Origin of the sequence: Methylobacterium durans, assembly GCF_003173715.1 — a bacterium.
Lineage (GTDB): Bacteria > Pseudomonadota > Alphaproteobacteria > Rhizobiales > Beijerinckiaceae > Methylobacterium > Methylobacterium durans.
Map to the genome: position 1 here is coordinate 5,015,168 of NZ_CP029550.1, position 22,658 is coordinate 5,037,825.

At 64.6% G+C, this 22,658-nt stretch carries 21 protein-coding genes and 5 pseudogenes; 12 read left to right on the plus strand and 14 right to left on the minus strand.

The features are described from left to right. Window positions 1–159: 159 nt before the first annotated feature. Window positions 160–791 (minus strand): annotated as a pseudogene (locus DK389_RS23135) (tyrosine-type recombinase/integrase). A 228-nt stretch (window positions 792–1,019) separates the two neighbouring features. Between DK389_RS23135 and DK389_RS23140 the strand changes: the two are divergent. Then, window positions 1,020–2,036 carry an NAD(P)H-binding protein gene (locus DK389_RS23140; protein WP_109893116.1) on the plus strand — a complete coding sequence of 339 codons (1,017 nt, stop codon included), beginning with the start codon at window positions 1,020–1,022 and terminating at the stop codon, window positions 2,034–2,036. Between the two features lie 278 nt (window positions 2,037–2,314). Next, window positions 2,315–2,566: a hypothetical protein gene (locus DK389_RS23145; RefSeq protein ID WP_109893118.1), complete on the plus strand. Its 252-nt coding sequence runs from the start codon at window positions 2,315–2,317 to the stop codon at window positions 2,564–2,566. A 265-nt stretch (window positions 2,567–2,831) separates the two neighbouring features. Here the strand turns inward: DK389_RS23145 and DK389_RS23150 are convergent, their stop codons facing one another. After that, window positions 2,832–3,443: a PAS domain-containing protein gene (locus tag DK389_RS23150; RefSeq protein WP_162560799.1), complete on the minus strand. Its 612-nt coding sequence runs from the start codon at window positions 3,441–3,443 to the stop codon at window positions 2,832–2,834. 335 nt (window positions 3,444–3,778) lie between these two features. Here DK389_RS23150 and DK389_RS35740 point away from each other — a divergent pair, with 335 nt between their 5' ends. After that, complete coding sequence (locus tag DK389_RS35740; protein ID WP_109893122.1) at window positions 3,779–4,018, plus strand: DUF6894 family protein; 240 nt, start codon at window positions 3,779–3,781, stop codon at window positions 4,016–4,018. 237 nt (window positions 4,019–4,255) lie between these two features. On the opposite strand, the pseudogene DK389_RS35745 reads toward DK389_RS35740, so the two are convergent. After that, a pseudogene (locus DK389_RS35745) lies at window positions 4,256–4,564 on the minus strand (hypothetical protein); the annotation flags it as partial. 54 nt (window positions 4,565–4,618) lie between these two features. Here DK389_RS35745 and DK389_RS23160 point away from each other — a divergent pair. Beyond that, the gene (locus tag DK389_RS23160; protein ID WP_109893124.1) at window positions 4,619–5,185 is read left to right on the plus strand and encodes a Ros/MucR family transcriptional regulator; all 567 of its coding nucleotides are present in this window, start codon (window positions 4,619–4,621) and stop codon (window positions 5,183–5,185) included. 160 nt (window positions 5,186–5,345) lie between these two features. Here DK389_RS23160 and DK389_RS23165 read toward each other — a convergent pair whose 3' ends face one another. Beyond that, window positions 5,346–5,525 carry a hypothetical protein gene (locus tag DK389_RS23165; RefSeq protein WP_109893126.1) on the minus strand — a complete coding sequence of 60 codons (180 nt, stop codon included), beginning with the start codon at window positions 5,523–5,525 and terminating at the stop codon, window positions 5,346–5,348. A 133-nt stretch (window positions 5,526–5,658) separates the two neighbouring features. Here DK389_RS23165 and DK389_RS23170 point away from each other — a divergent pair, with 133 nt between their 5' ends. Further along, entirely contained in the window at window positions 5,659–5,862 is a 204-nt protein-coding gene (locus DK389_RS23170; protein WP_109893128.1) for a hypothetical protein, read from the plus strand. A 221-nt stretch (window positions 5,863–6,083) separates the two neighbouring features. Here DK389_RS23170 and DK389_RS23175 read toward each other — a convergent pair whose 3' ends face one another. The 4 genes from DK389_RS23175 to DK389_RS23190 form a co-directional block, all read right to left on the minus strand. Continuing rightward, on the minus strand, window positions 6,084–7,292 hold the full coding sequence (locus DK389_RS23175; RefSeq protein WP_109896011.1) for an IS256 family transposase: 1,209 nt from the start codon (window positions 7,290–7,292) through the stop codon (window positions 6,084–6,086). Window positions 7,293–7,584: 292 nt separating this feature from the next. Beyond that, a complete protein-coding gene (locus tag DK389_RS23180; RefSeq protein ID WP_162560801.1) occupies window positions 7,585–7,935 on the minus strand; it encodes a hypothetical protein in 351 nt (116 codons plus the stop codon). A 443-nt stretch (window positions 7,936–8,378) separates the two neighbouring features. Then, window positions 8,379–8,558 (minus strand): hypothetical protein, encoded by a 180-nt coding sequence (locus tag DK389_RS23185; RefSeq protein WP_109893132.1) that lies wholly within the window; start codon window positions 8,556–8,558, stop codon window positions 8,379–8,381. 137 nt (window positions 8,559–8,695) lie between these two features. Then, on the minus strand, window positions 8,696–8,959 hold the full coding sequence (locus DK389_RS23190; protein ID WP_109893134.1) for a hypothetical protein: 264 nt from the start codon (window positions 8,957–8,959) through the stop codon (window positions 8,696–8,698). A gap of 707 nt (window positions 8,960–9,666) precedes the next feature. Between DK389_RS23190 and DK389_RS23195 the strand changes: the two genes are divergently transcribed. Next, the gene (locus DK389_RS23195) at window positions 9,667–10,707 is read left to right on the plus strand and encodes a YihY/virulence factor BrkB family protein (RefSeq protein WP_109893136.1); all 1,041 of its coding nucleotides are present in this window, start codon (window positions 9,667–9,669) and stop codon (window positions 10,705–10,707) included. 629 nt (window positions 10,708–11,336) lie between these two features. On the opposite strand, the gene DK389_RS23200 is transcribed toward DK389_RS23195, so the two are convergent. Beyond that, the gene (locus DK389_RS23200) at window positions 11,337–11,756 is read right to left on the minus strand and encodes a winged helix-turn-helix transcriptional regulator (RefSeq protein WP_109893138.1); all 420 of its coding nucleotides are present in this window, start codon (window positions 11,754–11,756) and stop codon (window positions 11,337–11,339) included. A gap of 103 nt (window positions 11,757–11,859) precedes the next feature. Between DK389_RS23200 and DK389_RS23205 the strand changes: the two genes are divergently transcribed. After that, the gene (locus DK389_RS23205) at window positions 11,860–12,630 is read left to right on the plus strand and encodes an SDR family oxidoreductase (RefSeq protein ID WP_109893140.1); all 771 of its coding nucleotides are present in this window, start codon (window positions 11,860–11,862) and stop codon (window positions 12,628–12,630) included. Between the two features lie 506 nt (window positions 12,631–13,136). Here DK389_RS23205 and DK389_RS23210 read toward each other — a convergent pair. Further along, window positions 13,137–15,073, minus strand: a pseudogene (locus DK389_RS23210) (adenylate/guanylate cyclase domain-containing protein). Window positions 15,074–15,249: 176 nt separating this feature from the next. Between DK389_RS23210 and DK389_RS35750 the strand changes: the two are divergent. Beyond that, on the plus strand, window positions 15,250–15,393 hold the full coding sequence (locus DK389_RS35750) for a YjiS-like domain-containing protein (RefSeq protein WP_162560802.1): 144 nt from the start codon (window positions 15,250–15,252) through the stop codon (window positions 15,391–15,393). Between the two features lie 163 nt (window positions 15,394–15,556). Here DK389_RS35750 and DK389_RS23220 read toward each other — a convergent pair whose 3' ends face one another. The 4 genes and pseudogenes from DK389_RS23220 to DK389_RS23230 form a co-directional block, all read right to left on the minus strand. Next, window positions 15,557–15,925, minus strand: coding sequence for a Cache 3/Cache 2 fusion domain-containing protein (locus DK389_RS23220; RefSeq protein WP_236960286.1), 369 nt, complete (start codon window positions 15,923–15,925; stop codon window positions 15,557–15,559). Beyond that, window positions 15,922–16,077, minus strand: coding sequence for a hypothetical protein (locus DK389_RS34510; protein ID WP_236960288.1), 156 nt, complete (start codon window positions 16,075–16,077; stop codon window positions 15,922–15,924). The genes DK389_RS23220 and DK389_RS34510 overlap by 4 nt, the downstream gene beginning before the upstream one ends. A 144-nt stretch (window positions 16,078–16,221) precedes the next feature. Beyond that, window positions 16,222–16,830 (minus strand): hypothetical protein, encoded by a 609-nt coding sequence (locus tag DK389_RS23225; protein ID WP_236960289.1) that lies wholly within the window; start codon window positions 16,828–16,830, stop codon window positions 16,222–16,224. Between the two features lie 715 nt (window positions 16,831–17,545). Then, a pseudogene (locus DK389_RS23230) lies at window positions 17,546–18,592 on the minus strand (IS630 family transposase). Window positions 18,593–18,791: 199 nt separating this feature from the next. Between DK389_RS23230 and DK389_RS23235 the strand changes: the two are divergent. The 4 genes and pseudogenes from DK389_RS23235 (at window position 18,792) to DK389_RS23250 (ending at window position 22,575) form a co-directional block, all read left to right on the plus strand. Then, window positions 18,792–19,157 carry a universal stress protein gene (locus DK389_RS23235; protein WP_109896754.1) on the plus strand — a complete coding sequence of 122 codons (366 nt, stop codon included), beginning with the start codon at window positions 18,792–18,794 and terminating at the stop codon, window positions 19,155–19,157. Beyond that, window positions 19,079–20,071, plus strand: a complete 993-nt coding sequence (locus DK389_RS23240) for an IS481 family transposase (RefSeq protein ID WP_109888633.1) — start codon at window positions 19,079–19,081, stop codon at window positions 20,069–20,071. Before DK389_RS23235 ends, DK389_RS23240 begins: the two co-directional genes overlap by 79 nt. Window positions 20,072–20,078: 7 nt before the next feature. Beyond that, window positions 20,079–20,273, plus strand: a pseudogene (locus DK389_RS23245) (universal stress protein); the annotation flags it as partial. A 631-nt stretch (window positions 20,274–20,904) separates the two neighbouring features. Continuing rightward, complete coding sequence (locus DK389_RS23250) at window positions 20,905–22,575, plus strand: SulP family inorganic anion transporter (protein ID WP_109893146.1); 1,671 nt, start codon at window positions 20,905–20,907, stop codon at window positions 22,573–22,575. Window positions 22,576–22,658: the final 83 nt, after the last annotated feature.

Consider the following 22,658-nt stretch of genomic DNA (forward strand, 5'->3'; position numbering starts at 1 on the left):
CTGAACGAGAGCCGACCCGGGCCGCCAAGCGACCCGGGTCATGACCTAAGACGATGCCCGCTTCCCAGACATTGGCTGAGGCCGCTGTATGGCGGGAATGAGCGCAGTCCAGCTCAGCATGATGGGCTCGCCGATGACGCTGTCGACGAGCCCAAACCGTCAGATCTCAGTGCCCTCAGCGAGGACGAGGGCGTCCTCAACGTCGACGCCAAGATAGCGTACTGTGCTCTCGATCTTCGTGTGACCCAGCAGAATCTGCATAGCCCGTAAGTTACCTGTCCGCTTGTAGATAGGGACGCCTTTGTCCGACGTAGAGAGTGCGTCCCGTATTCGTCTTTCCGCAAGCCGATCCCCGTAACCCACTCGTCCACGAGCCGCGTGTACTGCCGAGTGCTGATGGGGATTGCGTGATCAGGTCGGCTCGGGAAAGCGTAGTCGTCGAGTGTGCCGCCCCAGCACTTCAGCCAAGCGCGGATGCTCGCGCGGGTTGGTTCGAGGAGTTCAAACTGCACCGGGTGCCGAGTCTTGCGCTGCACGACGATGGCGCGGGCGCGGACACATCCGCCGCTCACGAGATTTCCGATCGTCAGCCTGACGAGGTCACAGCCGCGCAGCTTGCTGTCGATGGCGAGATCGAACAGCGCGCGGTCGCGCACGCGCCGCTCGCGGTCAAGCCAGATGCGAATGGCCCGGACTTGCTGCGGTTTGAGGGCCCGCTTGGCACCGAGCTTACGCTCAGCGTTCCACGACCGACGCTCGCTGAAGGCTGGATCGTGTTCTGAATGTCCCATCATCGTACTCCCTACCAGCCGGTTCCGGCAGAGCGGGAAGAACGAGATGAGCATCTGCGATGAAGAATATGGCCGTAGGCAGCTTGTCCGCTATGGAGGTCGGGAAGTAGGGAGCGGACGTTCGGCGTGGCTCAAGTGACGGGGTCAGACCACCGCCTTTGCCGTTCGGCGGGGCACCGCAAGCATCGCCGTCGCGCTAGGATGGCGAAGCGTTGGGGTGAAGCAATCATGAGCAAGGATCGACCGGAAGGGGCGGAGCCGCGCCGCGTCCTCGTTCTAGGGGCGACCGGCACAATCGGTCGGGCAACCGTACGGGCGCTCGTGTCACGCGGTCATGAGGTTGTCTGCCTCGTCAGGCGCCCTGCTGACACTGCTATCCCCGCAGGTGCGGTTGTCTCGTCTCGAACCCCTGCAGGCGCCACCGAGCGGATCGTCGATCTGACTGATCCGTTGTCACTGGCACGCGACGGTGTCCGCGGCGAATCGTTCGACGTCCTAGTGTCGTGCCTCGCGTCGCGAACCGGCCTACCCGATGACGCCTGGGCGATCGATTACCGCGCGCAGGTGAGCGCCTTGCACGCGAGCCGGGCGGCCGGCGTGACGCATGCGGTGCTTCTCTCGGCGATCTGCGTCCAGAAGCCAATCCTCGCCTTTCAGCACGCTAAGCTTGCTTTTGAGGCGGTGCTGATCGCTTCGGGGCTCGACTACACGATCGTTCGGCCGACGGCCTTCTTCAAATCGCTCTCGGGACAGATCGATCGCCTGAAACGCGGCAAGCCGTTCCTGGTTTTCGGCGACGGAACTCTGACAGCCTGCAAGCCCATCAGTGACGACGACTTGGGCCGCTACCTCGCGGACTGCCTCCACGACGATGAGCGGCGCAATCGCGTGCTGCCGATTGGCGGGCCCGGAGAAGCGATCACGCCGAAGGCGCAAGGCGAGCGCCTTTTCGCCATGCTGGGGCGCGAACCGCGCTTCACGCACGTTCCCGTAGTGCTGCTGGATGTGATCGTTGCCGTTCTGGCGACGATCGGACGATGGGTGCCGGCCCTGGCGGTCAAGGCCGAGCTCGCGCGGATCGGACGCTACTATGCGACCGAGTCGATGCTCGTGCTGGATCCAGCAACCGGACGATACGATGCGCAGGCCACCCCTTCGACGGGGTCTGAGACGCTGTTCGGCTATTATGCTCGCGTGATCCGCGGCGAGGCGGTCGCCGAACGTGGCGACCACGCCGTGTTCTGACGATGCTCAGATCCGAATAGCGCCAGCTGACAGAGCGATTTTCCGACTGGAGCAGGAAGCGAACCCGATGGGTGTCTCGTTGACGGCAGGCGGAACCCTGGCGTAAGCAACCCCATGATCCGTCGCGCCAGCAACGCTGTGAGTTATCGCCCGCCCTCATCATAGGGCGGCTGCGTTCGATCACGACCAACGATCATGCCAAGCCGCCGCATTCCGGCGGCGCTTTCATTTCAGACAGGTCTCCGGGACGGCGCGTCCACTACCGACGACAGACCCCAATGACCTCCCAGCAATCAGCGTTCATCCCTACGCACGGCGACCACGAGTTCGAGCTTCGTGCACCATGCCTGCTCGAGGTTACGCACGGCGACACAGTTATCCGCATCGCTGATGATTGGGACGGTCACGTCCTCATCGAGGAGCTGTACGTCGCCCTCCGAGAAGCCCGCCAAGCTCGGGACAATGCGACCCTGCTGAGGAAAGCGGAGCCTGACCGCGAGGACAAGCTGGCGAAGCGTCCGGCGACGTAAGAGTTTGGTCCGCTATGGGCGCACAACTGCCGCCCCGGTTTGGCCGAAAACGGAATGGCGGCTCTCGGGCGAAACACTGGGCGTTGCAGCCGTTTCGGTTCAGCCCGCATTATTCCCGGCCAAGCCCTCTTGAGCGACGTTCCAATAGGATCTCAGACGTCAGCGCGGCCACCGTTCCATAATGACGGCGACGTGTGCGGACCGAGGTACATCCGCTCGTGGAACTTCCACGCGAGCAAGCCCTATTGGAACGCCGCGCAGCGTTTCACCCGCGCAGCAATCTCCGCACCCGCCTCTGGACGATCAGCAGATCACGACGCGTCTCCATCTGCAGATGCTTCGCTTGTCGAATGGCCGCGTCCGCGCGGGCCAGAAGATCGTCTGCGGGCTGCTCTGAAGGCATCACCGTCACCTGGGCGCCCAGTTCCAGGACGCTCGCGGTGACGTCGGTCACGTGGTGGATCAGGGCTTGAACCGAGCCCGCCTCATCGCGGACCGCCCAGTTCGCCGGGTGCCAATACCGCACCTCCCAAGGCCGGTCCTCGGGCTGGATGTCGTAGCGCTGCAACGGCATGAGATCACGCTCCCCCGTTCTAAGCACACGCTCGAACGATGTGCTCAGATTGCGGACGCCATCGGCCTGCGGATCGTGCGGGCTGTCGGGAAAGGCCTCGAACATGTCGAACCCCGCAAGCGCCTCGCGCTGGCGTCCCGTCGCTTTCAGATAAGCGTCATTGGCGTTCGCGATCCGGCAGTCGGGCGTGAGCACGACGAGGGGCAGAGGGGCGCGATCGAAAAGGTCGCGGTAGAGGCCCTCGGCTTGCTGCATCTGCGTCGAAGCGGCTCGGAAGTTCGGTGTGTGAGAAGCGTCGGCCATATCCTCGCTCCCGGCCATATCCTCGCTCCCGGCTGACGGCCTTGACGGTCAACACCTTCCAGCAAAAGACGATCCGCCCGCGTCCGACTTCCAGCTGCGGAAGCACGCCATCAGATGCCGTAGCTCGCGAGCGGCGCCGACGAGCGGCGCTCTAGCCGCTGCCAGCCATGCAGGCCCTGTCGGAGGGCGGTCGTCGCATCACGCGCGGCGTTCACACACGTTGTGGCGCCCTCTCGCCGATCGGTGCAGAACCTGACCATCGCTGGCTTGGATTTTCAGGGCGCCAGCGGCTGCGAGACCCGTGTGCTCCCGCCTTAGCTTCCGCGGAGAGCCAGATGCTCCGCTACTTCTTCGACGTCCACGACAGCGGTCCCCAATTCGACGACACCGGAACAGAGCTTGCAGGCCCGGACGAAGCCTACGCGAAGGCCAAGTCGCTCCTGCCGGACATTGCCAGCGAGCTGATCCCCACGGGTGGTGACCAGCGCATGTTCATGGTGCTGGTGAGGGACGAGAATGGCCATGCTGTCTACTCGGCCACGCTCGCCTTCGCGGGCCAGCGATTGCAGCGATAGATCTTCTCTTTCGCCCGCTCCGCCTGCCGCTGCCCCTGATCGCCGAGGCTTGGCGTGAAGCCGAGCCAGAAGGGTATGGGTCTGTGACAGGGTGACGTACAGAGCATCTCGCTCCTGGCCCACCGCCACGATCGTGCGCCGGGTCCGCTCCATCTCGGCTCCGGTGTTTCGATCCAGGAGGGACGAGGGACGGCGCGGCTTTCGATCCGGAGGGAGAACCTCCCAGAACGGCACCTTCATCAGGAACCGTCCCTGCGCGTCCGAGTTCTCGAAGGCGTAGCGCATCAGGTTGGTCCGGCGCGTTCCGACCTGCGCCAGATCGGCTGCGATCGTCGTGATGCTCTGACACACGTCGAGATAGGCTTCCTCCAGATTGTAGAAGGGCACGCCCTCGGGATCCCATTGCAGGCCGTCAAGGGTCCGCAGATGGAAGTGGCAGTGCGGCATCCGGCTGCCTCGGCTGTTCCCTCGCCGAAAGATAGGGTAAATTAACCCCACCAGATCAAAGTACTTGTGGTCAAAATCACTTTCCTCCTGCCTGCGCATTATCTGTCAGACCGTATTTTGCAGGTGTACGCGCGAGGGGGAAAGGATTTTTCTATGTCTGAAATCGAAGAATCGCCAAGCGGCAACCACATCGACCTCACCGTCGACGTCGTCTCAGCGTGCCTGTCGAACAACCACTTGGCTGCGTCAGACGTGCCCGCGCTCATCTCAAACGTGCATGCCACCGTCTCCGGCTTGAGCCAAGTTGCAGAGCCGAGCGAGCCGGAAGTGAAGGCGACACCAGCTCAGATCCGGAAGTCGATCACGCCGGACGCGCTGATCAGCTTCGAGGATGGCAAGCCCTACAAAACGCTCAAGCGCCACCTAACGACCCATGGGCTGACGCCGGACGGCTACCGCGAGAAGTGGGACCTGCCGCGCGCCTATCCGATGGTGACAACCTCCTACTCGCAGGCACGGTCCTCGCTCGCCAAGAGCCCCGGGCTGGGTCGCCAGCGCCAGACATCTGCAACAAAGGCCGCTGCCACGGCTGAGACTGTGAGCGGACCGGCACCTGCCGCCGAGGCGCCGAAGAGTCGCGGCCCTCGCAACAAGGCGGCTGAGGCTCCCGCCAAGCCGCGCAGCCGCCGAAAGGCTGCCGATCTTGTTCTCGCGGAGTAGGACATGAGGGCCGGCACAGGTTAGGTTTGTGCCAGCGCCTCCGAGCCGAGAAAGAGCATGCTGGGTCAATCGCTGGCGGCAGCCGCGATCGAGAAGAGCGCCGCCAGCGCGAAGTTGCCGGCCACGAGGAGGGTGAACAGGGTCAGCATAGTCGCTCGCCTCAACCTACGCAGGTCCGGATGACGGTGGCCCGCTGCGGCGGGCACGAACGGGTCGGCTTGGACATGCTCAAGAATTTGGCGACCTGAGGCGCGGCATACGCCGAGGTCAGTGCCGGCAGGTGCGCCGTGCCGACCATGAGGACGCCGGAGATAATCAAGCGAAGAATGATATCGAGCATTGCCCTACCCCTCGTGCGGCCCTTGTCGGCCGTCTCTGAGCCACGGTGTAGAAGCTTTGCCTTTCGTCGGTATTGCGTAGTTTGTTGCTTGGTCGGCTAGACCTCGCGAAGCCCAGATTAACGCGGAGTTTTGATGCTGGAGCCTCTGCCCACGCCAACGAAGGAGCAGATCCGGCTGCTCGCAGTCGCAGCCGCAATCGTCGTTGTGGCCACGGCGCTGGCGTGGTTCATCGCGATGTCTGACCGGCCAGACATGGCGGTGCAGGACAGCGCTGATGCGGCCATGGTTGCGTCCATGGCACTGCTGGGGAAGGCCAGGAGGCAGGGGAAGCGCTAAGGTCTCGCGACACAGACGCGCTCACACCCTCATCGACGATCTAATTGCCCATTAAGATGTTCTCCCTAGGCGCGTAGTCTTGAGCGAGGCACTCTCTGGCGGGGTCGATGAGTAGGAAGGCCACACTTCTCAACAGACTGCGGGAACGCGTCGCCGATGCGGACGGAGGTTACGTCCGTCAATGAGGTGGACTTTCGGGGTGGAATTGGAGCCGCCATCGGTCAGGCAGCCTGTGGTGGAAGTGTCGTGACGCTCTCCTCGATCAACGCCGGAGCAAACCCGGCCATGCCCTCGATCTGCATATAGCGGTGCTGAAGCTGCCACTCGTCGTTGGCCTCCAGAAGCACCGCACCGATCAGGCGTTGGATCGAGTCCGTGTTGGGGAAGATGCCGACCACATCGGCGCGCCGCTTGATCTCCTTGTTGAGGCGTTCCAGCGGGTTCGTGCTGTGAAGCTTGGCCCGATGCTGGAGCGGGAAAGTCAGGTAGGCCAGCACGTCCTCGCACGTGGCCTCGATGAAGACCTTCAGCTTCGGCCAGCGGTTGTGCAGTTGCTCGCCCAGGTGCTGAAGGGCGGCCCGGGCGGCGTCCTGATCGGGCTGCTGGAAGGCGTGGCGCAGGCCGGCAGCCACCATGGTCTGCTGGGTCCGCGGCACGTAGGCCAGCGCGTTCCGGGTCCAGTGAACGCGGCAGCGTTGCCAGGTCGCCTTCAGCACCCGGCGGATGGCCGCCTTGAGCCCCTCGTGGGCATCCGAGATGACGAGCTGCACGCCCGAGAGCCCGCGCTTGACCAAGCTCCGCAGGAAGTCGGTCCAGAACACCTCGGCCTCACTGGGGCCGATGTGCAGGCCGACGATCTCGCGCCGGCCTTCGGTGTCCACCGCGACGGCGACTATGGCAGCGACAGAGACGATGCGACCGCCCTCGCGCACCTTCAGGTAGGTGGCATCGAGCCAGAGATAGGGCCACGCACCCGAGAGAGGGCGCGTCAGGAAGGCGTTCACGCGCTCGTCGATCTCCTTGCACAGCTTCGACACGGAGGACTTGGAGATGCCCGACAGACCCATGGCCTGCACCAAGTCGTCCACGCGCCGGGTCGAGACGCCGGCGATCCACGCCTCCTGGATCACGGCGACCAGCGCCTTCTCGACCGTGCGGCGCGGCTCCAGGAAGCCGGGGAAATAGCTGCCGGTCCGCAGCTTGGGGATCTTGAGGTTGAGTGAGCCGAGCCGTGTGTCGAGGCTGCGCTCGCGATAGCCGTTGCGGTAGGTGCTGCGTTCGCCTGTGCGCTCGTAGCGGCCCGCGCCGATCAGGCCCTCCACGTCGGCCTCCATCAGGATCTGCAGGACCGTCTCGGCCAACGAGCGCAGGAAGTTGCCGTCGTCAGCCTTCTGCAGCGCCTCGATCAGTGCCACTCTGTCGTCGGTCATCGGGTGCTCCCGGCTCAGGTTGAAGTCCGCAAACTCCACCTTAGCCGCCGGCCCCGATGGCCACCCCAATCCCCACCGAAACGGTCCCGGAAATTACACCTCGTCCGTGGACGCTACCTGCGACGGACCCGGATCGCCAGGTGTCAACCGACGTGTGGTTCACCTGCACCGGCCAGTGGTTGCCGGAGACAAAGGGGCCTGAAAGTCCGCCTGAGCCCGTCGGTGTTATCAAACTGAATGCCTAACGCGGACGCAAAGTTGCCACCCGTATCTGGCGTAAGCGGACCGGCTGCTACTTTCCACGGGTGCTTTGCCGCTTCTCTGCCGCGGGCGGCAGCTTGGCGAACACCTCCGCGCACATGCTGCCGAGGCTGCTGCGCATCACGCCCCTGGCCCATTCTCGGCGGCCCACGTCCATCAGCTTGATCGCCGCCTCCCGCGGCGTCTCCTTGGCGCAGGCTCGCATGACCTTCATCAGCGGGTACTCGACTTCCCGCCCGCAGGATTGCTTCGCCTGCAGGAACAGGCCGTACTTCTCAAACCGCTCCGGGCAATCCTCGGCGGACCACGCGGGAGCGATGGCCAGCAGGCCGGCTACGAGAGCAAGGGCGAGGCGAGTGGGCAAAGCGTTTCGTGAGAGCATCAGGAGGCCATCCATGGCGCGCGGCCAGGCTTGAACGGGAGGGACATGGCGGAAAATTTATTCCTCGGCGAGTTGTTCAGGGTAGGCGCGATCTCTGAGGAAGAGGTCGACGCGGCTATCACGTCGTGCCTGAGCGGCAGCCCGGACGAAGCGTTCGTGCCCGCGCAGGACGTGCTCGGTCGGTCTCTCCACCGCGATCCAGGCACGGCCTATCGCGCACGAGACCGGCCGATCCGGGCGCATCGGAGTTCCGCAAGCGGATCACGGTGCGCACGGCCATCATGTTGGCGCGGCTGGCGGAGCAGGGAGCGAAGCTGGAGGCTGACGCCCGGAACCATGCGGCCGACGCTGACACCGGAGACGCGGCCCCGACTTCGGGTTCCTACCTGCTTCCCGGCCGTTGCTCACCTCCGACGATGCGCGCCCGCCCGATGCGGAGGCACTTATCGCGCCGCGCAGATCTCGCGCCGGACGAAGGCTGGCGAGACCAACAGCGGCCAAGCCACGCCGACCATCACGGAACGACCGACGCTCTGCGAAGTCGGGCCTGCCAGCGCCACCGCGCCGAGGTAGACACCGGCAAGCATGTAGGCGGCGAGGAAGCCTTGGGCGAACCGAGGCAAAGCGACACTCCCAGTGCCCGAGGAAATGATGAGGACGTGTGAGCCCGCCCAGAACGAATTAGGACGAGCTTGCATCGACGGATCGTTCGGCCCCTCAGTCTAAGACCTCAACGATGCAGTGGCTGCGGTCCACCAGCTCAGTAGCGGTAACCGCCATACCCGCCGTAGCGCCGCTCTTCGAAGTAGCGCGAGCCCCGGTACGGCCGATCATAGCCACGGAACTCGTGCTTGCGTCGCCAGCCATGGGCCGGAGCCCAGGACGGAGGGCCGCCATAATGGTAGCCGCGATCGCCTCGTGCCCAAGGTGGGTCGGCCAAGGCGGCTGTAGAGGTGCTCAGGACGCCGCCAGCAACGATCAGTGTGGAGAGCAGGGGCAGGGTCAGGGTCAGCTTTCGAAACATTTCATCTCCTGTGATCCCACCGGTTGCGGTGAGCAGATACGGAGACGGCGTCGATACGGTTCCTCGTAATCAGACAGGCTGGTTACGAGAATGCATGCAACATTTTCCAGTGCGTTGGCCGTAAGGATCAGGGGGCATCCGCACGGGAATGCCGGCCACTCCCCGACCGAGCACGCCTCGACATGAACCTCGGCATCGAGACCAGCGTGGCCGTCGCCCGTAGGCGCGCGAAACCGGGCCCAGGCCGGTTCAGGTCGGCCGAATCCGCTTCTTGCAGACGGCCGTCTCTATCGGGCCGGGCAGGCAGACCGCTGATCTTCCCAAAACGCGCGGGGTCGGGAGCGGCGTTCCAGGCCCTGCCGGCCCGAGGTCGGCTCTGGGGGCAAGCGAAACCCGAGATCCGACCTGTCTCGATGTTCGCTTCGGAAATTCCAGCAATGGACGGGATGGGCTCAGGGCTGCCGCACAGCTTCGATCGAAAGCGGAATGGCAGCGTCTGCTCAGACGACTTTGCGTAGCGAACACTGCGGTTCGGTTGCTGCCTGCCGCAGACTGGTACCCTTCGTGCGCGAGGAGAATGTTCGGCCGAAACCGCAGGATGGAACGTCCGCTGGAGCGACGCTGCGGGGGCAGCTGATGTGGCTCGCTCCCGGCACGGGCCAACCGTAAGATGCGCCCAAACTGCAGCGCATCGCGCGAGGCGCTTCATGATCCAGGATGAGGCGGGTGAGGGCTTGCGTTCCGACAGGGCGAGGGCGCCCGACGGGACGACGATCGGCCTCGCCCATGCACGCGCCCAGGAACCCGGTCGCGGACGCAGAGCCGTTCGGCCCGATCAGATCCCGGCCCCCGGCTGGCGCGACATCCTCTGGCGTATCGTGCTGTCCCTGCCCGAAGATCGTGTGCTTGCCACAGCGGGCGGGGTCGCCTTCTTCGCGCTTCTCGCGACCTTTCCCGGCCTCGCGACGATCGTCTCGCTCTACGCGCTCGTCTCGGACCCGAATGCGATCGGTCAGCACCTCAGCCTGCTCGCCGGCGTGCTCCCGAACGGCGTGCTGGAACTCTTGGATGACCAGCTCGTGCGCATCACCCGCCAGAGTAGCGGCACCCTCAGCACCGCCTCGATTCTCAGTCTCCTCATCGCTTTCTGGAGCGCCAATTCGGGCGTGAGCGCCCTCTTCGACGCGCTGAACGTCATCTACAGGGAGCGGGAGAAGCGGTCCCTCATCCGCTTCTACGCGGCTACCTTCCTGTTCACGTTCGGAGGCGTGCTGTTCGCGCTTGCTGCGACCTCCATGGTGGTCGTCCTGCCCATCGTGCTGAACCGGATCGGGCTTGGTTCAGCGACGGATGCTCTGCTGCGCGTCGCGCGCTGGCCGGCCTTACTCGTCATCGTCAGCCTCGGGCTGTCACTGATCTACCGATACGGTCCGAGCCGGCGTGAGGCCAAGTGGCGTTGGGTGAGCTGGGGCAGCGCCGCGGCCGCACTGTGCTGGTTCTGCGCCTCGGTTCTTTTCTCCTGGTACGTGGCGAGCTTCGACAGCTACAATCGGGTCTACGGCTCGCTGGGAGCGGGCGTCGGGTTCATGACCTGGATCTGGCTGTCGGTGGTCATCGTGCTTCTCGGGGCTAAGCTGAATGCCGAGATGGAGCGGCAGACAGCGCGCGACAGCACGACGGGTCAGCCGAAGCCGCTGGGTACGCGGCAGGCGTTTGCGGCTGACACTGTCGGTCCTTCGCAGTCCTGACCTGCGGACGCGATGCTGCCACGGCCGCCGAGGCCTGTTCGTCCTCCTCCCGAGGAAGCCTCAACCGCGGCACTCTGCAGGTGCCGACCGACGACCATGCGGGAGGAACGGTTTTGCCGGTGCCGGCTCGCCGCTAGCGCAGGCGATCGGCCCCTGGACCAGAGCTTGGCTGAGCCAGCTGAGCCGGCCGCCAAGACCAAGTATGCACTCCTGACATGCCACGGATGCCAAACCACAGCTGGTTTCGGAGCAGTGGCGAGTTCACATGCGATGCAGCTGACCACTGACTGGGATTGTGCCGGTGACTACCCTTCTTCTCTATTACGCCGCCTCCGCCGCCGTGGCAGCGGCGATCTACTACGGCTTCTCTGTCGCAGCCGCACTGAAGTTTGGTTGGGCCGTACGCTTCGCCGATGCCCTCCGGCCGGTTTCTGCCGACGCAACCGTTCGATCCGCGTCGGCGGGCAACGAGAACGTCGTTCGGACGACTCGACACGCCGCGTGACCAAAAGCCGGGGCGTGGGATGTGCTTCGAGATCCGGCGTGTCTCCGGGTCTCGCCCTGCATGTCTCGTCGGGCTTGCGTCCGGCCAGGGACATAGAAAATTCTTCAGCGACGCGTGAGCGGCATCATGGCCTTCTGGCAGCCGCGAATGTCTCACGTGCCCTCAGGATCTCGGCGTGGTGCGTCTCCGCCCAGATCCAGACGCCGCAGAACGCGGCGCTCAGGCTCTCGCCGAGCGGCGTGAGCGTGTAGTCGACGTGGGGCGGGATGACCGGATGCACCGTCCGGTGCACCAGCCCGTCCTGCTCCATCTGCCGCACAGTCTGCGTCAGCATCTTCTGGCTGATGCGCCCCACCGCCTTGGCGAGCTGGGTGAAGCGCAGCGTGCCATGCTCCTGCAGAGCCTCGAGGATCAGCATGGTCCACTTGTCGGCGACCTTGCCGATGATGTCCTGGACCAGGGCTTCGATGGCCGGATCTGTCTCGGTCGGGACCGGGGATCGCCGACGCGTTTCGATTTCCGGATTGGCTAAAGCCTTGCGCATCCGACACTCTCTTTCCGGTGCGTATAAATCTTTTTCGTGCCTACTTCAGGCTGGAGAGCGCGAGTCATAACCTCTGCGGTGACAACAACGGAAGGTCGCTCAGGTGAAGACGTCGGGTAACACCATCCTCATCACCGGCGGCGGTTCCGGTATCGGACAGGCTCTCGCCCACCGTTTCCATGACCTCGGCAACACCGTCATCGTCGCCGGTCGCCGCACGCAGGCGCTGCAGCAGACGATCGCCGGGCGCCGGAACATGCATGCCATGGCATTCGACGCCGACAGAGCCGAGGGCGTCGAAGACTTCGCTTGGCGCTTGGTCTCTGAGCACCCCGCCCTCAACGTACTCGTCAATAATGCCGGGATCATGCGCTTCGAGGCCCTCGACGAGCGCCGCGATCTCTCGGACACGGAGGCGACCGTCACCACCAACCTGCTTGGCCCCATCCGGCTGACCAATGCTCTCGTCGAGCATCTGAGCCGGCAGCCCGACGCGGCGCTCATCAACGTCACCTCGGGCCTGGCCTTCGTGCCGCTCGTCGCAACCCCGACCTACTCGGCGACCAAAGCGGCCATGCACAGCTACACGGTGGCGCTCCGGGAAGCGCTCAAGGGAAAGATCGAGGTGATCGAGCTGGTGCCGCCGGCGGTCCAGACCGACCTCACACCGGGCCAATCTACGCGGGAAGGCTACCTGCCGCTGGCCGACTTCATCGATGAGGTGATGAGCCTGTTCCAGCAGCAGCCGACGCCGGGTGAGATCCTGGTGCAGCGGGTCGGCTTCCAACGCAACGCCGAGGCGGAGGACCGCTTCGACGAGGCCGTGACGATGCTCAACGAGATTGCCCGCAAGGCGCGCGACGCGCGGAAGTAAACTCACGCGCTCGACAACATACGCCATCTGCGACTTTGCATGGAGACACCTTGCGGCCGCTCCGGCCATCTGTATTCGAAGAACGATTTCGGACCTGGGGCAATCTGAATTCGGCTAGACGTCGGGTTTCGCTGCCCGTAGCACGGGTGATGCAGCGCGAACCGTCACATCCTGCAGCTCGATCGCGGTCGGACGACCGCAAGAAATCTGCGTCCGAGACTGTCGAGTCCAGGCATATACACCCGGAACGGGCGCGAATTTGCCGACCGAAGATGGCCGGAAGCGGCCTGTCCGGTTTAGGGCTCAAGCTGCCGGTAAGCGGACTTGCAGCGTCAGCACCACCGGCTCGGCACTTGGCCTGTATCCTCGCCGCATCTCCAGTTCCTCCGGTCCTGGCTGATCCTCGCAATCAGGTCGGTCCAGAGCCAGCCGGTCAGGTCAGGGCAGGCTCATTTGTACGTCGCCCTCCAACTCGCGCGAGCCGGGATGCTGCATACACAGGCGAGCTACTTTTCCGGCAGGCCAGCCCTTCTGAGCCCTTCCACGATCCTCTGGTACTCGACGAGAAACTGCGGGTTGTCCGAGAACCCAGCGTTCGCCCATTTCTCGACCGTGTAGTTCGGCATCAGCTTGAGCAGCTCGGCAACCGCATTGCGAGCCTCTGCTGCCTGTCCGGTCCAGGCATAACCCGCGGCCAAGTCCACGTAAGAGAGCCAGAGCGGCGCCACCGCGTTCGCCTTGAGGCACCAAGGGATGGCCTCTTGATAGCGCGCCATGTGCGTGTAGGCGTGGCACATGTGGAAGAGCCACAGGTTCAGCGCCGGATCATGCGGGCTCAAGCGCAAGGCCTTATCGATGGGGGCAAGCGCCTCGTTCGATCGCCCCAGCAGGGTCTTGGCGTGCCCGAGCGCCTCGTAGGCGACGGCTAAATTCCGGTCACTCGCGATCGCCGCCTCGAACTCGGGGATGGCCAGATCAGGCCTCTTCCGCGCTTTCAGGATGTCGCCTCTGACGAAGTGCGCCATCGCGTGGTCCGGGACTTCCGACAGAACCTGCGCGATGGCTGCATCCCCTGCAGCCAAGTCCCTCTCCGGGTCTCGCTCCAGCGAAGCCAAGCCAGATACGTCAGAGATCGCGCTTTGCCGACCAAGGCGGAGACGAGGTGCAGATCGTGGTGAAGCGCCTCCTCGAAAAGCCTGAGCGCCTCGCGGATGTGCGTCGGGTTGCGAGGGCGGTTCAGAGCTGCCCAGCCCCGCATGGCGAGGTCACCAGCATCCGGATTGTGCGGCCGCTCGCGCAGCGAGCGCAGGCTCTCGGCTTGGGTCAGCTGCACGTCGAGTGAGCGGGCGAGGCGCGCCACGAACTCGGCCTGCAACTCGCCCAGCTGGCTTCTGTCCCCTTCCAGCCGGTTGGCCCAGATCTGCGCGCCGGTATCAGCCCCGATCAGCTTGGCATTCAGCAGAACCCGCTCACCCACGCGCCGGACGCTGCCTTCCAGGACGTAGCGCACGCCCAAGTCGCGACCGACCTGCCGCACGTCGGCAGGTTTGCCTTTGTACGTGAAGGCGGTGTTGCGCGCGATGACGAAGCTGCCGTCGAGATGCGAGAGGTCCGTCGTCAGATCCTCGGTGAGTCCGTCGGCGAAGTATTCCTGCTCCGGGTCATGGCTGAGGTTGGCGAAGGGCAGGACAACGAGCGAGAGCGATGGAGCCTTTGCGCTGCTCACCGCTGGGATGGCGCTCGGCGGGCTCGGTGCTGGCGCTCGCGAGCTTGACCAGAACCACCAGCCAAAGCCGCCCATCACAAGCAGCGCAGCCAGACAAGTCGCCCGCGCAGCCGGCCGGAGGAAGCGGGCACGTGAGGCGGGCGGTGGCTCTTCAGCCTCGTCGGTGATGCTGAGCGAGCTGATGGCCGGCGCCGAAAGCACGAACACGCCTACGGGTCGCGCGATGTTCTTCAGCTCCCGCTTGCCGAGATCCTCGAAGCCGTAGGGGAGCTTATCACGCACCTGATCGTGCACCGCGCGCGAGATGCAGAGGCCGCCCGGCTCCGCCAGCGGCTCCAGACGGGCAGCCACGTTGATGCCGTCGCCGTAGAGGTCGCCGTCTGGTTCGGCCACGACGTCGCCGAGGTTGATGCCGATGCGCAGGCGGAACTGCCGGTCCGGCGGCAGGCCGGCTTCATGGGTCGGCATAGCGCGTTGGATCTGGAGTGCGCAGATGACGGCCCGGACAGGGCTCGGGAACTCGACGAGCAGCCCGTCGCCCATCGTCTTGACGATCCGTCCATGAGCTGCGGCGATGCTGGGATCGATCACCTCACGGCGCAGAGCTTTCAGGCGGCGCAGCGTTCCCGCCTCGTCGGCGCCCATGAGGCGGCTGTAGCCCACGATGTCGGCCACCATGATCGCCGCGATGTGGCGTTCACTGCCTGCCCGGTTCATGCCGTGGTCCTCAGCGGCCTTGGTCGGCCAGCTGTGCCGGATCCAGCCGGACTATAGCACGTGAGATACTCCTGCCGCTGACTGATCAAATGATGGCAAGCATCGGTGCCACCGAGCACAGACTACTTCGCGTCAGACGCTCATACCTCTCCATGCAACCAGCCTGGAGATCAGCGATGTTGGCATCGGTGGCTCGCTTTGTACGGCTCTGGTATCGCACGCGACGAGCTTATCGGGAGCTGGAGCTTCTCGACGACAGGGGCTTAGAAGACATTGGCCTCAACCCCTGCGAGGCATCTCGTCACCGCATGAGGCTCTGAGCTGGAGCGTGTCACCTTGAGCTGCAGACGGGTCAGTGGGGCCTGTTTCTTAACGTCCAATCGGCGTGCAGCATTACAGCTTAGGCTTGCCTGAGGGCACACTCAGTCGGGACGCTTCGCTGCGTTACAGCCTAGCTTGCCAAGCCCATCGTGAGGCCACGCCCTACTTCTTCGGGTAGCCGACGTAGTAAACTCCGATAACGCCGCTGCTCGCATCGCGGATCGGCTCGTAGCCCGTGGTGTAGGGCTTGCCCAGGATGTCGGCCTCGCCGAAATAGGCCTCGCCCTTCGCGACGGCCGCGATGGCCTTCCCCTTCGGATCCAGGACCGTGCCGACGGCACGCGAGCCATCATCCTTCTTCACGTTCGTCGAGACGCGGACGAACTCACCGCCGCTCCTGACGAACAGGGTCGCGGTCCCGCCGACCTCCTTCTGCACGCTGTCGACCAGGGAGAAGTCGCCGTTCATCTTGGTCTGGCCGAAGTAGAGGACCGGGACGGTCTTCCCGGCGATCGTGTCCTCGCCCTTCACGCTCGGGGCCCGAGGGCGGCGGCCTTCGACTTCAGGCGCTGCATGGCGGTCTGCACGTCCTCGGTGGGGCCTGCCGACACGCTTGCAGGCATCAAAGCGGCCGCGCCTGCCAGGGCGGCCAAGAGCGATAGGGTGAGCAGGGACGTCTTCATGGTCATCTCCCTCCAACCTCGCGCGAGTTCAGTGTGATGGCCGTTGGGGCGGAGCCTCGTGGTGCGCGCACTCTAGAGGCCGATGCGCGGGCAGCTCCGCCAGGGGGACGGGCGCCCGGCAGCATGGTCGGGCTCCCTTGAACGTCACGGTTTGATCGTGCCGGTTGTGCTCGGCGCGGTGGTGCCGACCTGCTTCGGCTTGATCTCCCAGGTCGTGTTGTGCGGGATGTCCATCGCGGTGTAGCCGCCGGCCCCGGCCAGTGCCGGCATGACGTTGCAGGCGAAGGGCTCGCGGCCCGTGATGCCGTCATACTTGCCGGTGCCGCCTGTGATGACGTGCGTGCCGCAACTGAGATCGGCCTGTGTCTTGTCGACGTCGCGGGTGTCGAAGGTGGAGAAGATGTGGTCGCCGTCATTGTCGGCGAGCACGCAGGCGCCGTCGATGTACTTCTTGTCACCCGATGCGACGTTCAGCGCCATGCACCGCGCGGACATCTTGTCGAGCGTGGCCTCGCCTTTGAGGTTCTGCGTCGTTCCGACGGCCTCTAGCGGCGTCACTGAGCCCAGACCCGCAATGTCGATGCTGGCCAGAGGCCGAAAGACGAAGTGCGTGACGTAAGGCGTGGTGCCGGACTTGGCGACAGGCTCACCGAGTGCAGCCCCGGAGCTGACAGCGACAAGGAGGCCGGTGAGAGCTGCCATACGAACAAGCGGAAGCCTCGCGGCGGCTGCCGCGGTGATGTCCGGGAACATAGGCTTCATTGTTGCCTCCTCGCGTCAGCGGCGGAACTCAACACAACCGGAGCACGTCCACATTTTGCAATGCCCGCCGCCTACACCGCAGCTGACGGGCGGCCCCACGAGCCGAACAAGGCAAGCGTAGCTATTTGAGCAAACGACGCGATGCTGCCTTGTGGCGGCAGGGGGAGTTTGCGCGCGTTGCCAGAAAAGAAAATCGCAAGTGTTGCGTACAGGCGTTATAAATTGGCCGCTTCTTATTCTATGATCGATCTACGCGGGCGCTTAGCAGCCTGTTCCATAATGTCCACCAGCGGATGGCCGCTTCAGGGCAGCCGCCATGATCGGCTGAACGGCCGGAATGGGCGGATTGTGTTGAAAAACTCCGTTTGCCCCTCTTTCGAGGACATCAACCTACAACACCTGGGGTCGTATCGGGCGACAAATACTAGCTATAGAGGACTTCGACCGCGCCGCGGAGTTTTTCAACACAATCGGCGCAGAGCAGAAGGTCTACCAATCTGCAGCGAGTCAACCTCTACTGCCTCGACAACTGTCTGACTTTTCCTTCACAAGTCGCTCTTGCGAGTGCTGCGATCTGGCTTGATAAGCAGTTCGCACGCCTCCAAACGCGCCGCACTCTGAGTCACAACGGCCGTCGGCGTACGAACCGCACGAGCGCCACGCTACCCTCGCTCAAAGCCGTAACCCTTATACCGACTCTCACTGATCAGAACTCATGGGCCCAGGCGCGCAGGCCGATGGACATGATGCGCCAGGGCCGATTGATGAGCTTGTTCCAGGCGTCGCAGCAGTGCTGAGGATGGCCTCGTATGACGCAAAGATCCGATTGCCGAGCCAGTTCTCACGGATGAACTGTCAGAGGTTCTCAACCGGGTTCAGTTCAGGCGAGCGCGCTGGCAGCGGCAGCAGGGTGATGTCGGCCGGGATCACAAGCTTCTTGGTCATGTGCCAGCCAGCCTGATCGAGCAGCAGCACGGCGTGCGCGCCCGGGCGATGGCCCTGGCAATCTCGGCCAAGTGCAGGTTCATTGCCTCGGTGGTGCAGCGAGGCATGACGAGCCCGGCTCCCGTACCACGAGCCGGGCAGATTGCGCCGAAGAGGTAGGCTGAGGCGGTGCGCTGGTCCTTCGGAGCTGCCGGCCGTGTGCCGCGCCGTACCCATCGCCGGGTGATGGTGTTCTTCTGGCCGACGCGGGCCTCATCTGAGAACCAGACCTCTATCGGCTTGCCGCCGGTTGCCTGCGCGATCTGCGCCAAGCGGGCGGGGAAGGCTTTTTAAGAGCGGAGATGGCGTCCTGATCCTGAGCGTGATGGCGGGGACGGGCTGAGAGCTTCCGGTAGCCCATGTTCCGCAGAACCCGGCTCAGCGTCTGCTCGGAGACTGAGACCCGGTGGTCCTCGAACAGAATCTGAGCCAGGTCGCTCAGCCGCCAGCGCACGACCCCGTGCGCCGCTCGCACCGGGCCTTGCTCGACCAGGGCCTTCAGCGCGGCACGCTGCTCAGCGTTCAACCGAGGGCGGGCACCGGGAGCCTTGCCGCCAATCAGCCCATCGGCGTTGAATGCGCGCACCCAGTCCCGCACCGCCTGAAGCCCAACCCCGCCGAGAGCGGCCGCCTCGGAGCGCGAGCCGCCGGCGTAGATCGCCGACAGAGCCAGCAGGCGGCGGGTCTGATCCGGGGCGCGCGAACTCTTCCCCAGGGCACGCAGGGCCTCAGCATCGTAGTCCGGCCGCAGTGGCACAGGAGCGGCCATCCCATCCTCCCAGGCTCCAAAACCCGAGGACAGAACACCGCCCCTTCCGCACCGCTACCCAGCGTGAGTTCGGCTCAGCGAGACTTGGTATCAGTCCTACAACTCAGCATGTCCTACTGCTATAAACCGGAACGGGCCCTACGGGTCGGCCTCGAACGACCACGCGCGTGTGCCTCGCGTCCTGCTGGGAGAGATCCCGATGTACCAGCATATCCTTGTCCCTACTGATGGGACGCCACTTTCCGCCTCGGCCGTAAAAGAAGCTGTTTCGCTCGCCAAGACTGTTGGGGCGAAGGTGACAGTTCTCACGGTAATCCACCGGCTTCCAACTTTGGGGTTGGGGCCGTCGTACCCGTACGCCGATGAATTCAGTCGACATGCCCATGCCGACGCCGAGCGTACGCTCACGGAGGCCGAGCAGGAGGCTAGGTGTTTGATCCCAGGGTTTGATGGTGCAGTTTTCTCACGAGAGTGGAAGGACGCGCTATGGGCCAGGTTCAGCACGGGAGCGCCACGACGACAGCGGCAGTCCGTCGAGCGATACAGCATAGTCAAGCGAGCCTGAGGGCGTTGGCGGCCCGTTACGGCGTCAACCCGAAGACCGTCGCGAAGTGGAAGAAGCGGTCCTCGGTGGCTGACCGGAAGACGGGGCCAACGGAACACCGGTCTACGGTGCTGACGGCCGAGAACGAGGCGGTGATCGTCGCCTTTCGCCGGCACACCCTGCTGCCACTCGACGACTGCCTCTACGCCCTGCAGCCGACGATCCCGCACCTTACACGCTCAAGCCTGCACCGGTGCCTGCAGCGCCATGGCATCTCGCGGCTCCCCGAAGTGGATGGCGACAAGCCGCTACGTGCAAAATTCAAGCGCTACCCGCTCGGCTACTTCCACATCGATATCGCCGAGGTGCACACCAAAGAAGGCCGACTCTACCTGCTTGTGGCGATCGACCGGACCTCCAAGTTCGCCTTCGCCGAGTTGCACGAGAAGGCCACGCGCCGGGTCGCCGGCAACTTCCTGCGGGCCCTTGCTGCCGCCGTTCCCTACAAGATCCACACGGTGCTCACCGACAACGGCACGCATTTCACCGAGCCGTCCGGGAACACTTGGACGCCGGAAGAGATCAGAGCGATGCGCGCCGAGAAGGTGCTGTTCCGCTGCCACTCCTTTGAGGGCGCCTGCGCCGACCTCAACATCGAGCACCGTCTCACGAAGCCGCGCCATCCCTGGACGAATGGTCAAGTTGAGCGGATGAACCGCACGATCAAGGACGCCACCGTCAAGCGCTTCTACTACGACAGCCACAGTCAGCTTCGGCAGCACCTCGCCGACTTCGTGGCCGCCTATAACTTCGCCCGCCGCCTCAAGACGCTACGCGGCCTCACGCCCTACGAAGCTATCTGCAAAGCTTGGACGGAGGAGCCCTCTAGGTTCACCCAGAACCCGCACCACCAAATCCCGGGACCAAACAGCTAGGCAGGCCGGTGTCCCTTGCGAGGTCGTGAAAGTCGACGACCGGCAGCCGTACGAATCCATTATAGAAACCGCCGGTGCCCGCGGCTGTGACCTCATCGTCATGGCCTCGCATGGCCGTCGGGGCCTTTCCGCCCTCGTCATTGGCAGCGAGACCATGAAGGTTCTCACGCATTCTAAAGTGCCCGTCTTGATTTACCGCTGACTGTCTGCGAGCCGTCAATGGCCGCTAGGGCTGATCCTCACGAGAATGCGCCTCGACACCTCTGGGGGCCCTGCACCCCGAAGCGCCCGGTCCCATAATCGTATCGCAACGGCTACGGGTACGCGCCGGCCAGCTACTATGGCGAGCCCTTACTAAGGCTGCCGTTACTATTGCAGCCTGCTGCGAAGCATAAGGAACTCGCGGACGGAGGGCGTCGCACCGCGAGCAGCTGTGAACGTGTCGCCTCGCCTGTTCTGCCGCAGCGGCTTCCCGCTTCTGTGTGTAGGGCCATGATCTGCACCGCTCTTGATCCCCTGAGGTAGGCCGAGCGCTGAGCCTGCAGCGCATCTTCGAACTGGTCAGGTCTCATCCTCCACCATGGACGCGAACCCCGATACACCGTGGCCTTGATCCCCGACTTTGCGTTCCGGGAACTCGGCCGGGTATTCGGCCGAGACCGCCTGCGCACGCTTCTTCTCAGCGGGGAAGGGACCATCAGGGAAGTTCGCGAGGGGTGAAACCGGACGAAAGCGGGCGGTGTGGTGGGACAAGGGTCTGACGCGGTGAGCTTTCTCCACGCTCGCCGTGGTATGATCGTTCCTCAACCCAGGCCGGTTGCGGAGAGGCGCACATGACGGGCCTCGGATCGACGGTGCAGGCCTTCCGGCACGGCGCGCCGTCAGAGCTTCGTTTCAACATCGTGGCAGGCCTCACGGCCGCGGCCGTCGTCCTGCCCAAGGCGATGGCCTTCGCCACCGTAGCCGGATTGCCGGTGGCGGTCGGCCTCTACACCGCCTTCGTTCCGGCGGTCATCTACGGGCTTCTGGGCTCGTCGCGCGTCCTCAGCGTCAGCTCGACGACGACGCTGGCCATCCTGACGGGTGCTGAACTCGGCAGCGTGGTACCCGACGGCGATCCGGCGAAGCTCACTGCCGCAACGGCAACGCTGACGGCCCTGGTCGGCGTTCTGCTCCTCGCAGCGCGGCTGATGAAGCTCGGCTTCGTGGCGAGCTTCATATCCGTGCCGGTGTTGACGGGGTTCAAAGCCGGGATCGGGGTCGTCATTCTGCTGGACCAAGCCCCCAAGCTCTTCGGGCTGCACGTCACGAAACAATCCTTCTTCGCGGACTTGGCGGGCCTCATACAGCACCTGCCCGAGACCTCCCTCCTGACCCTGGCGGTCGCAGTGACCACGCTGGCGGCGCTTGCCAGCATGGAGTGTCTCAGGCCGCATTCACCGGCCCCGCTGGTCACGGTGGCGGCCGCCATCGCCGCCTCGTGGCTGCTGGGCCTGGGCGCCGCGGGGGTGCCCGTCATCGGAGCCATCCCGCAGGGCCTTCCCTCCCTGACCCTGCCGGATCTCGCCCTCATCCAGGCGCTCCTGCCGGGCGCCATGGGTATCGCGCTGATGAGCTTCACCGAGAGCATCGCCGCGGGGCGGGCTTTTGTCAGACCCGGCGATCCGCCGATCGACGCCAATTGCGAGCTGGTCGCGACCGGAGCGGCCAACCTGGGGGGCGCCCTGCTCGGAGCCATGCCGGCAGGCGGCGGAGCCTCTCAGACCGGGATCGTACGGGCAGCGGGAGGCCGGACGCAGGCGGCCTCGCTCGTGACGGCCGCGGCATCGCTTGCCACGATGCTGCTCCTGGCCCCGATCTTGGGTCTTCTGCCGCAGGCGACCCTCGCGGCGTTGGTCATTGTCTACTCGGCGGGCCTGATCCAGCCGAGGGAATTCCGGGCCATCCATCGGGTGCGGCGGATGGAATTCCATTGGGCGGTCGTGGCAGCCGTCGGAGTCCTGGTCTTCGGAACGCTGCAGGGCATCGTCGTCGCCATCGTTCTCTCATTCGTCGGCCTCGCCCTCCAGACCGCTCACCCACCGGTCTCGGTCGTCGCGCGCAAGCGCGGGGCCGATGTCCTGCGCCCTCTGTCACCTGAGCATCCCGATGACGAAACGTTCGAGGGCCTCTTGATCCTGCGGCCCGAGGGGCGCCTCTACTTCGCCAACGCGCAGAACGTAGGCGAGAGGATCCGGACGCTGATCGCCGAGCACAAGCCGCGCGTCGTCGTCCTCGACCTCAGCCGCGTGCCTGACATCGAGTATTCGGCACTGCAGATGCTACAGGAGGGCGTGCGGCGAACCAGCGTGACCCTCTGGCTCGTCGACTGCAATCCGGGCGTGCTCGACATGGTGCGGCGCGCAGGTCTCGATCACGAACTTGGCCCCGACCGCCTGTTGTTCAACGCCCGAACGGCGATCGAGCGCTACAGGAAGCTTCAGGCGCCCTCGGCACCCGGCTAGTACTACTGTGTCACAAACGGAGAATAGCAGCAGGGACATCGCTGAAGCGATTGCAACAGGGCGCGCGTCAGTCCCAGGCGCAA

Excerpts from the sequence above, each read along its gene's own strand:
- DK389_RS23195 (WP_109893136.1), top strand. The coding sequence starts at position 9,667 with ATGATCCAGGATGAGGCGGGTGAGGGCTTGCGTTCCGACAGGGCGAGG.
- DK389_RS23145 (WP_109893118.1), top strand. The coding sequence starts at position 2,315 with ATGACCTCCCAGCAATCAGCGTTCATCCCTACGCACGGCGACCACGAG.
- DK389_RS23240 (WP_109888633.1), top strand. The coding sequence starts at position 19,079 with ATGGGCCAGGTTCAGCACGGGAGCGCCACGACGACAGCGGCAGTCCGT.
- DK389_RS23165 (WP_109893126.1), bottom strand. The coding sequence starts at position 5,525 with ATGCTCGATATCATTCTTCGCTTGATTATCTCCGGCGTCCTCATGGTC.
- DK389_RS23200 (WP_109893138.1), bottom strand. The coding sequence starts at position 11,756 with ATGCGCAAGGCTTTAGCCAATCCGGAAATCGAAACGCGTCGGCGATCC.
- DK389_RS35750 (WP_162560802.1), top strand. The coding sequence starts at position 15,250 with ATGTTGGCATCGGTGGCTCGCTTTGTACGGCTCTGGTATCGCACGCGA.
- DK389_RS23180 (WP_162560801.1), bottom strand. The coding sequence starts at position 7,935 with ATGCTCTCACGAAACGCTTTGCCCACTCGCCTCGCCCTTGCTCTCGTA.
- DK389_RS23190 (WP_109893134.1), bottom strand. The coding sequence starts at position 8,959 with ATGTTTCGAAAGCTGACCCTGACCCTGCCCCTGCTCTCCACACTGATC.
- DK389_RS23235 (WP_109896754.1), top strand. The coding sequence starts at position 18,792 with ATGTACCAGCATATCCTTGTCCCTACTGATGGGACGCCACTTTCCGCC.
- DK389_RS23170 (WP_109893128.1), top strand. The coding sequence starts at position 5,659 with ATGCTGGAGCCTCTGCCCACGCCAACGAAGGAGCAGATCCGGCTGCTC.
- DK389_RS23175 (WP_109896011.1), bottom strand. The coding sequence starts at position 7,292 with ATGACCGACGACAGAGTGGCACTGATCGAGGCGCTGCAGAAGGCTGAC.
- DK389_RS23225 (WP_236960289.1), bottom strand. The coding sequence starts at position 16,830 with ATGTTCCCGGACATCACCGCGGCAGCCGCCGCGAGGCTTCCGCTTGTT.
- DK389_RS35740 (WP_109893122.1), top strand. The coding sequence starts at position 3,779 with ATGCTCCGCTACTTCTTCGACGTCCACGACAGCGGTCCCCAATTCGAC.
- DK389_RS23250 (WP_109893146.1), top strand. The coding sequence starts at position 20,905 with ATGACGGGCCTCGGATCGACGGTGCAGGCCTTCCGGCACGGCGCGCCG.
- DK389_RS23140 (WP_109893116.1), top strand. The coding sequence starts at position 1,020 with ATGAGCAAGGATCGACCGGAAGGGGCGGAGCCGCGCCGCGTCCTCGTT.
- DK389_RS23150 (WP_162560799.1), bottom strand. The coding sequence starts at position 3,443 with ATGGCCGACGCTTCTCACACACCGAACTTCCGAGCCGCTTCGACGCAG.
- DK389_RS23160 (WP_109893124.1), top strand. The coding sequence starts at position 4,619 with ATGTCTGAAATCGAAGAATCGCCAAGCGGCAACCACATCGACCTCACC.
- DK389_RS34510 (WP_236960288.1), bottom strand. The coding sequence starts at position 16,077 with ATGAAGACGTCCCTGCTCACCCTATCGCTCTTGGCCGCCCTGGCAGGC.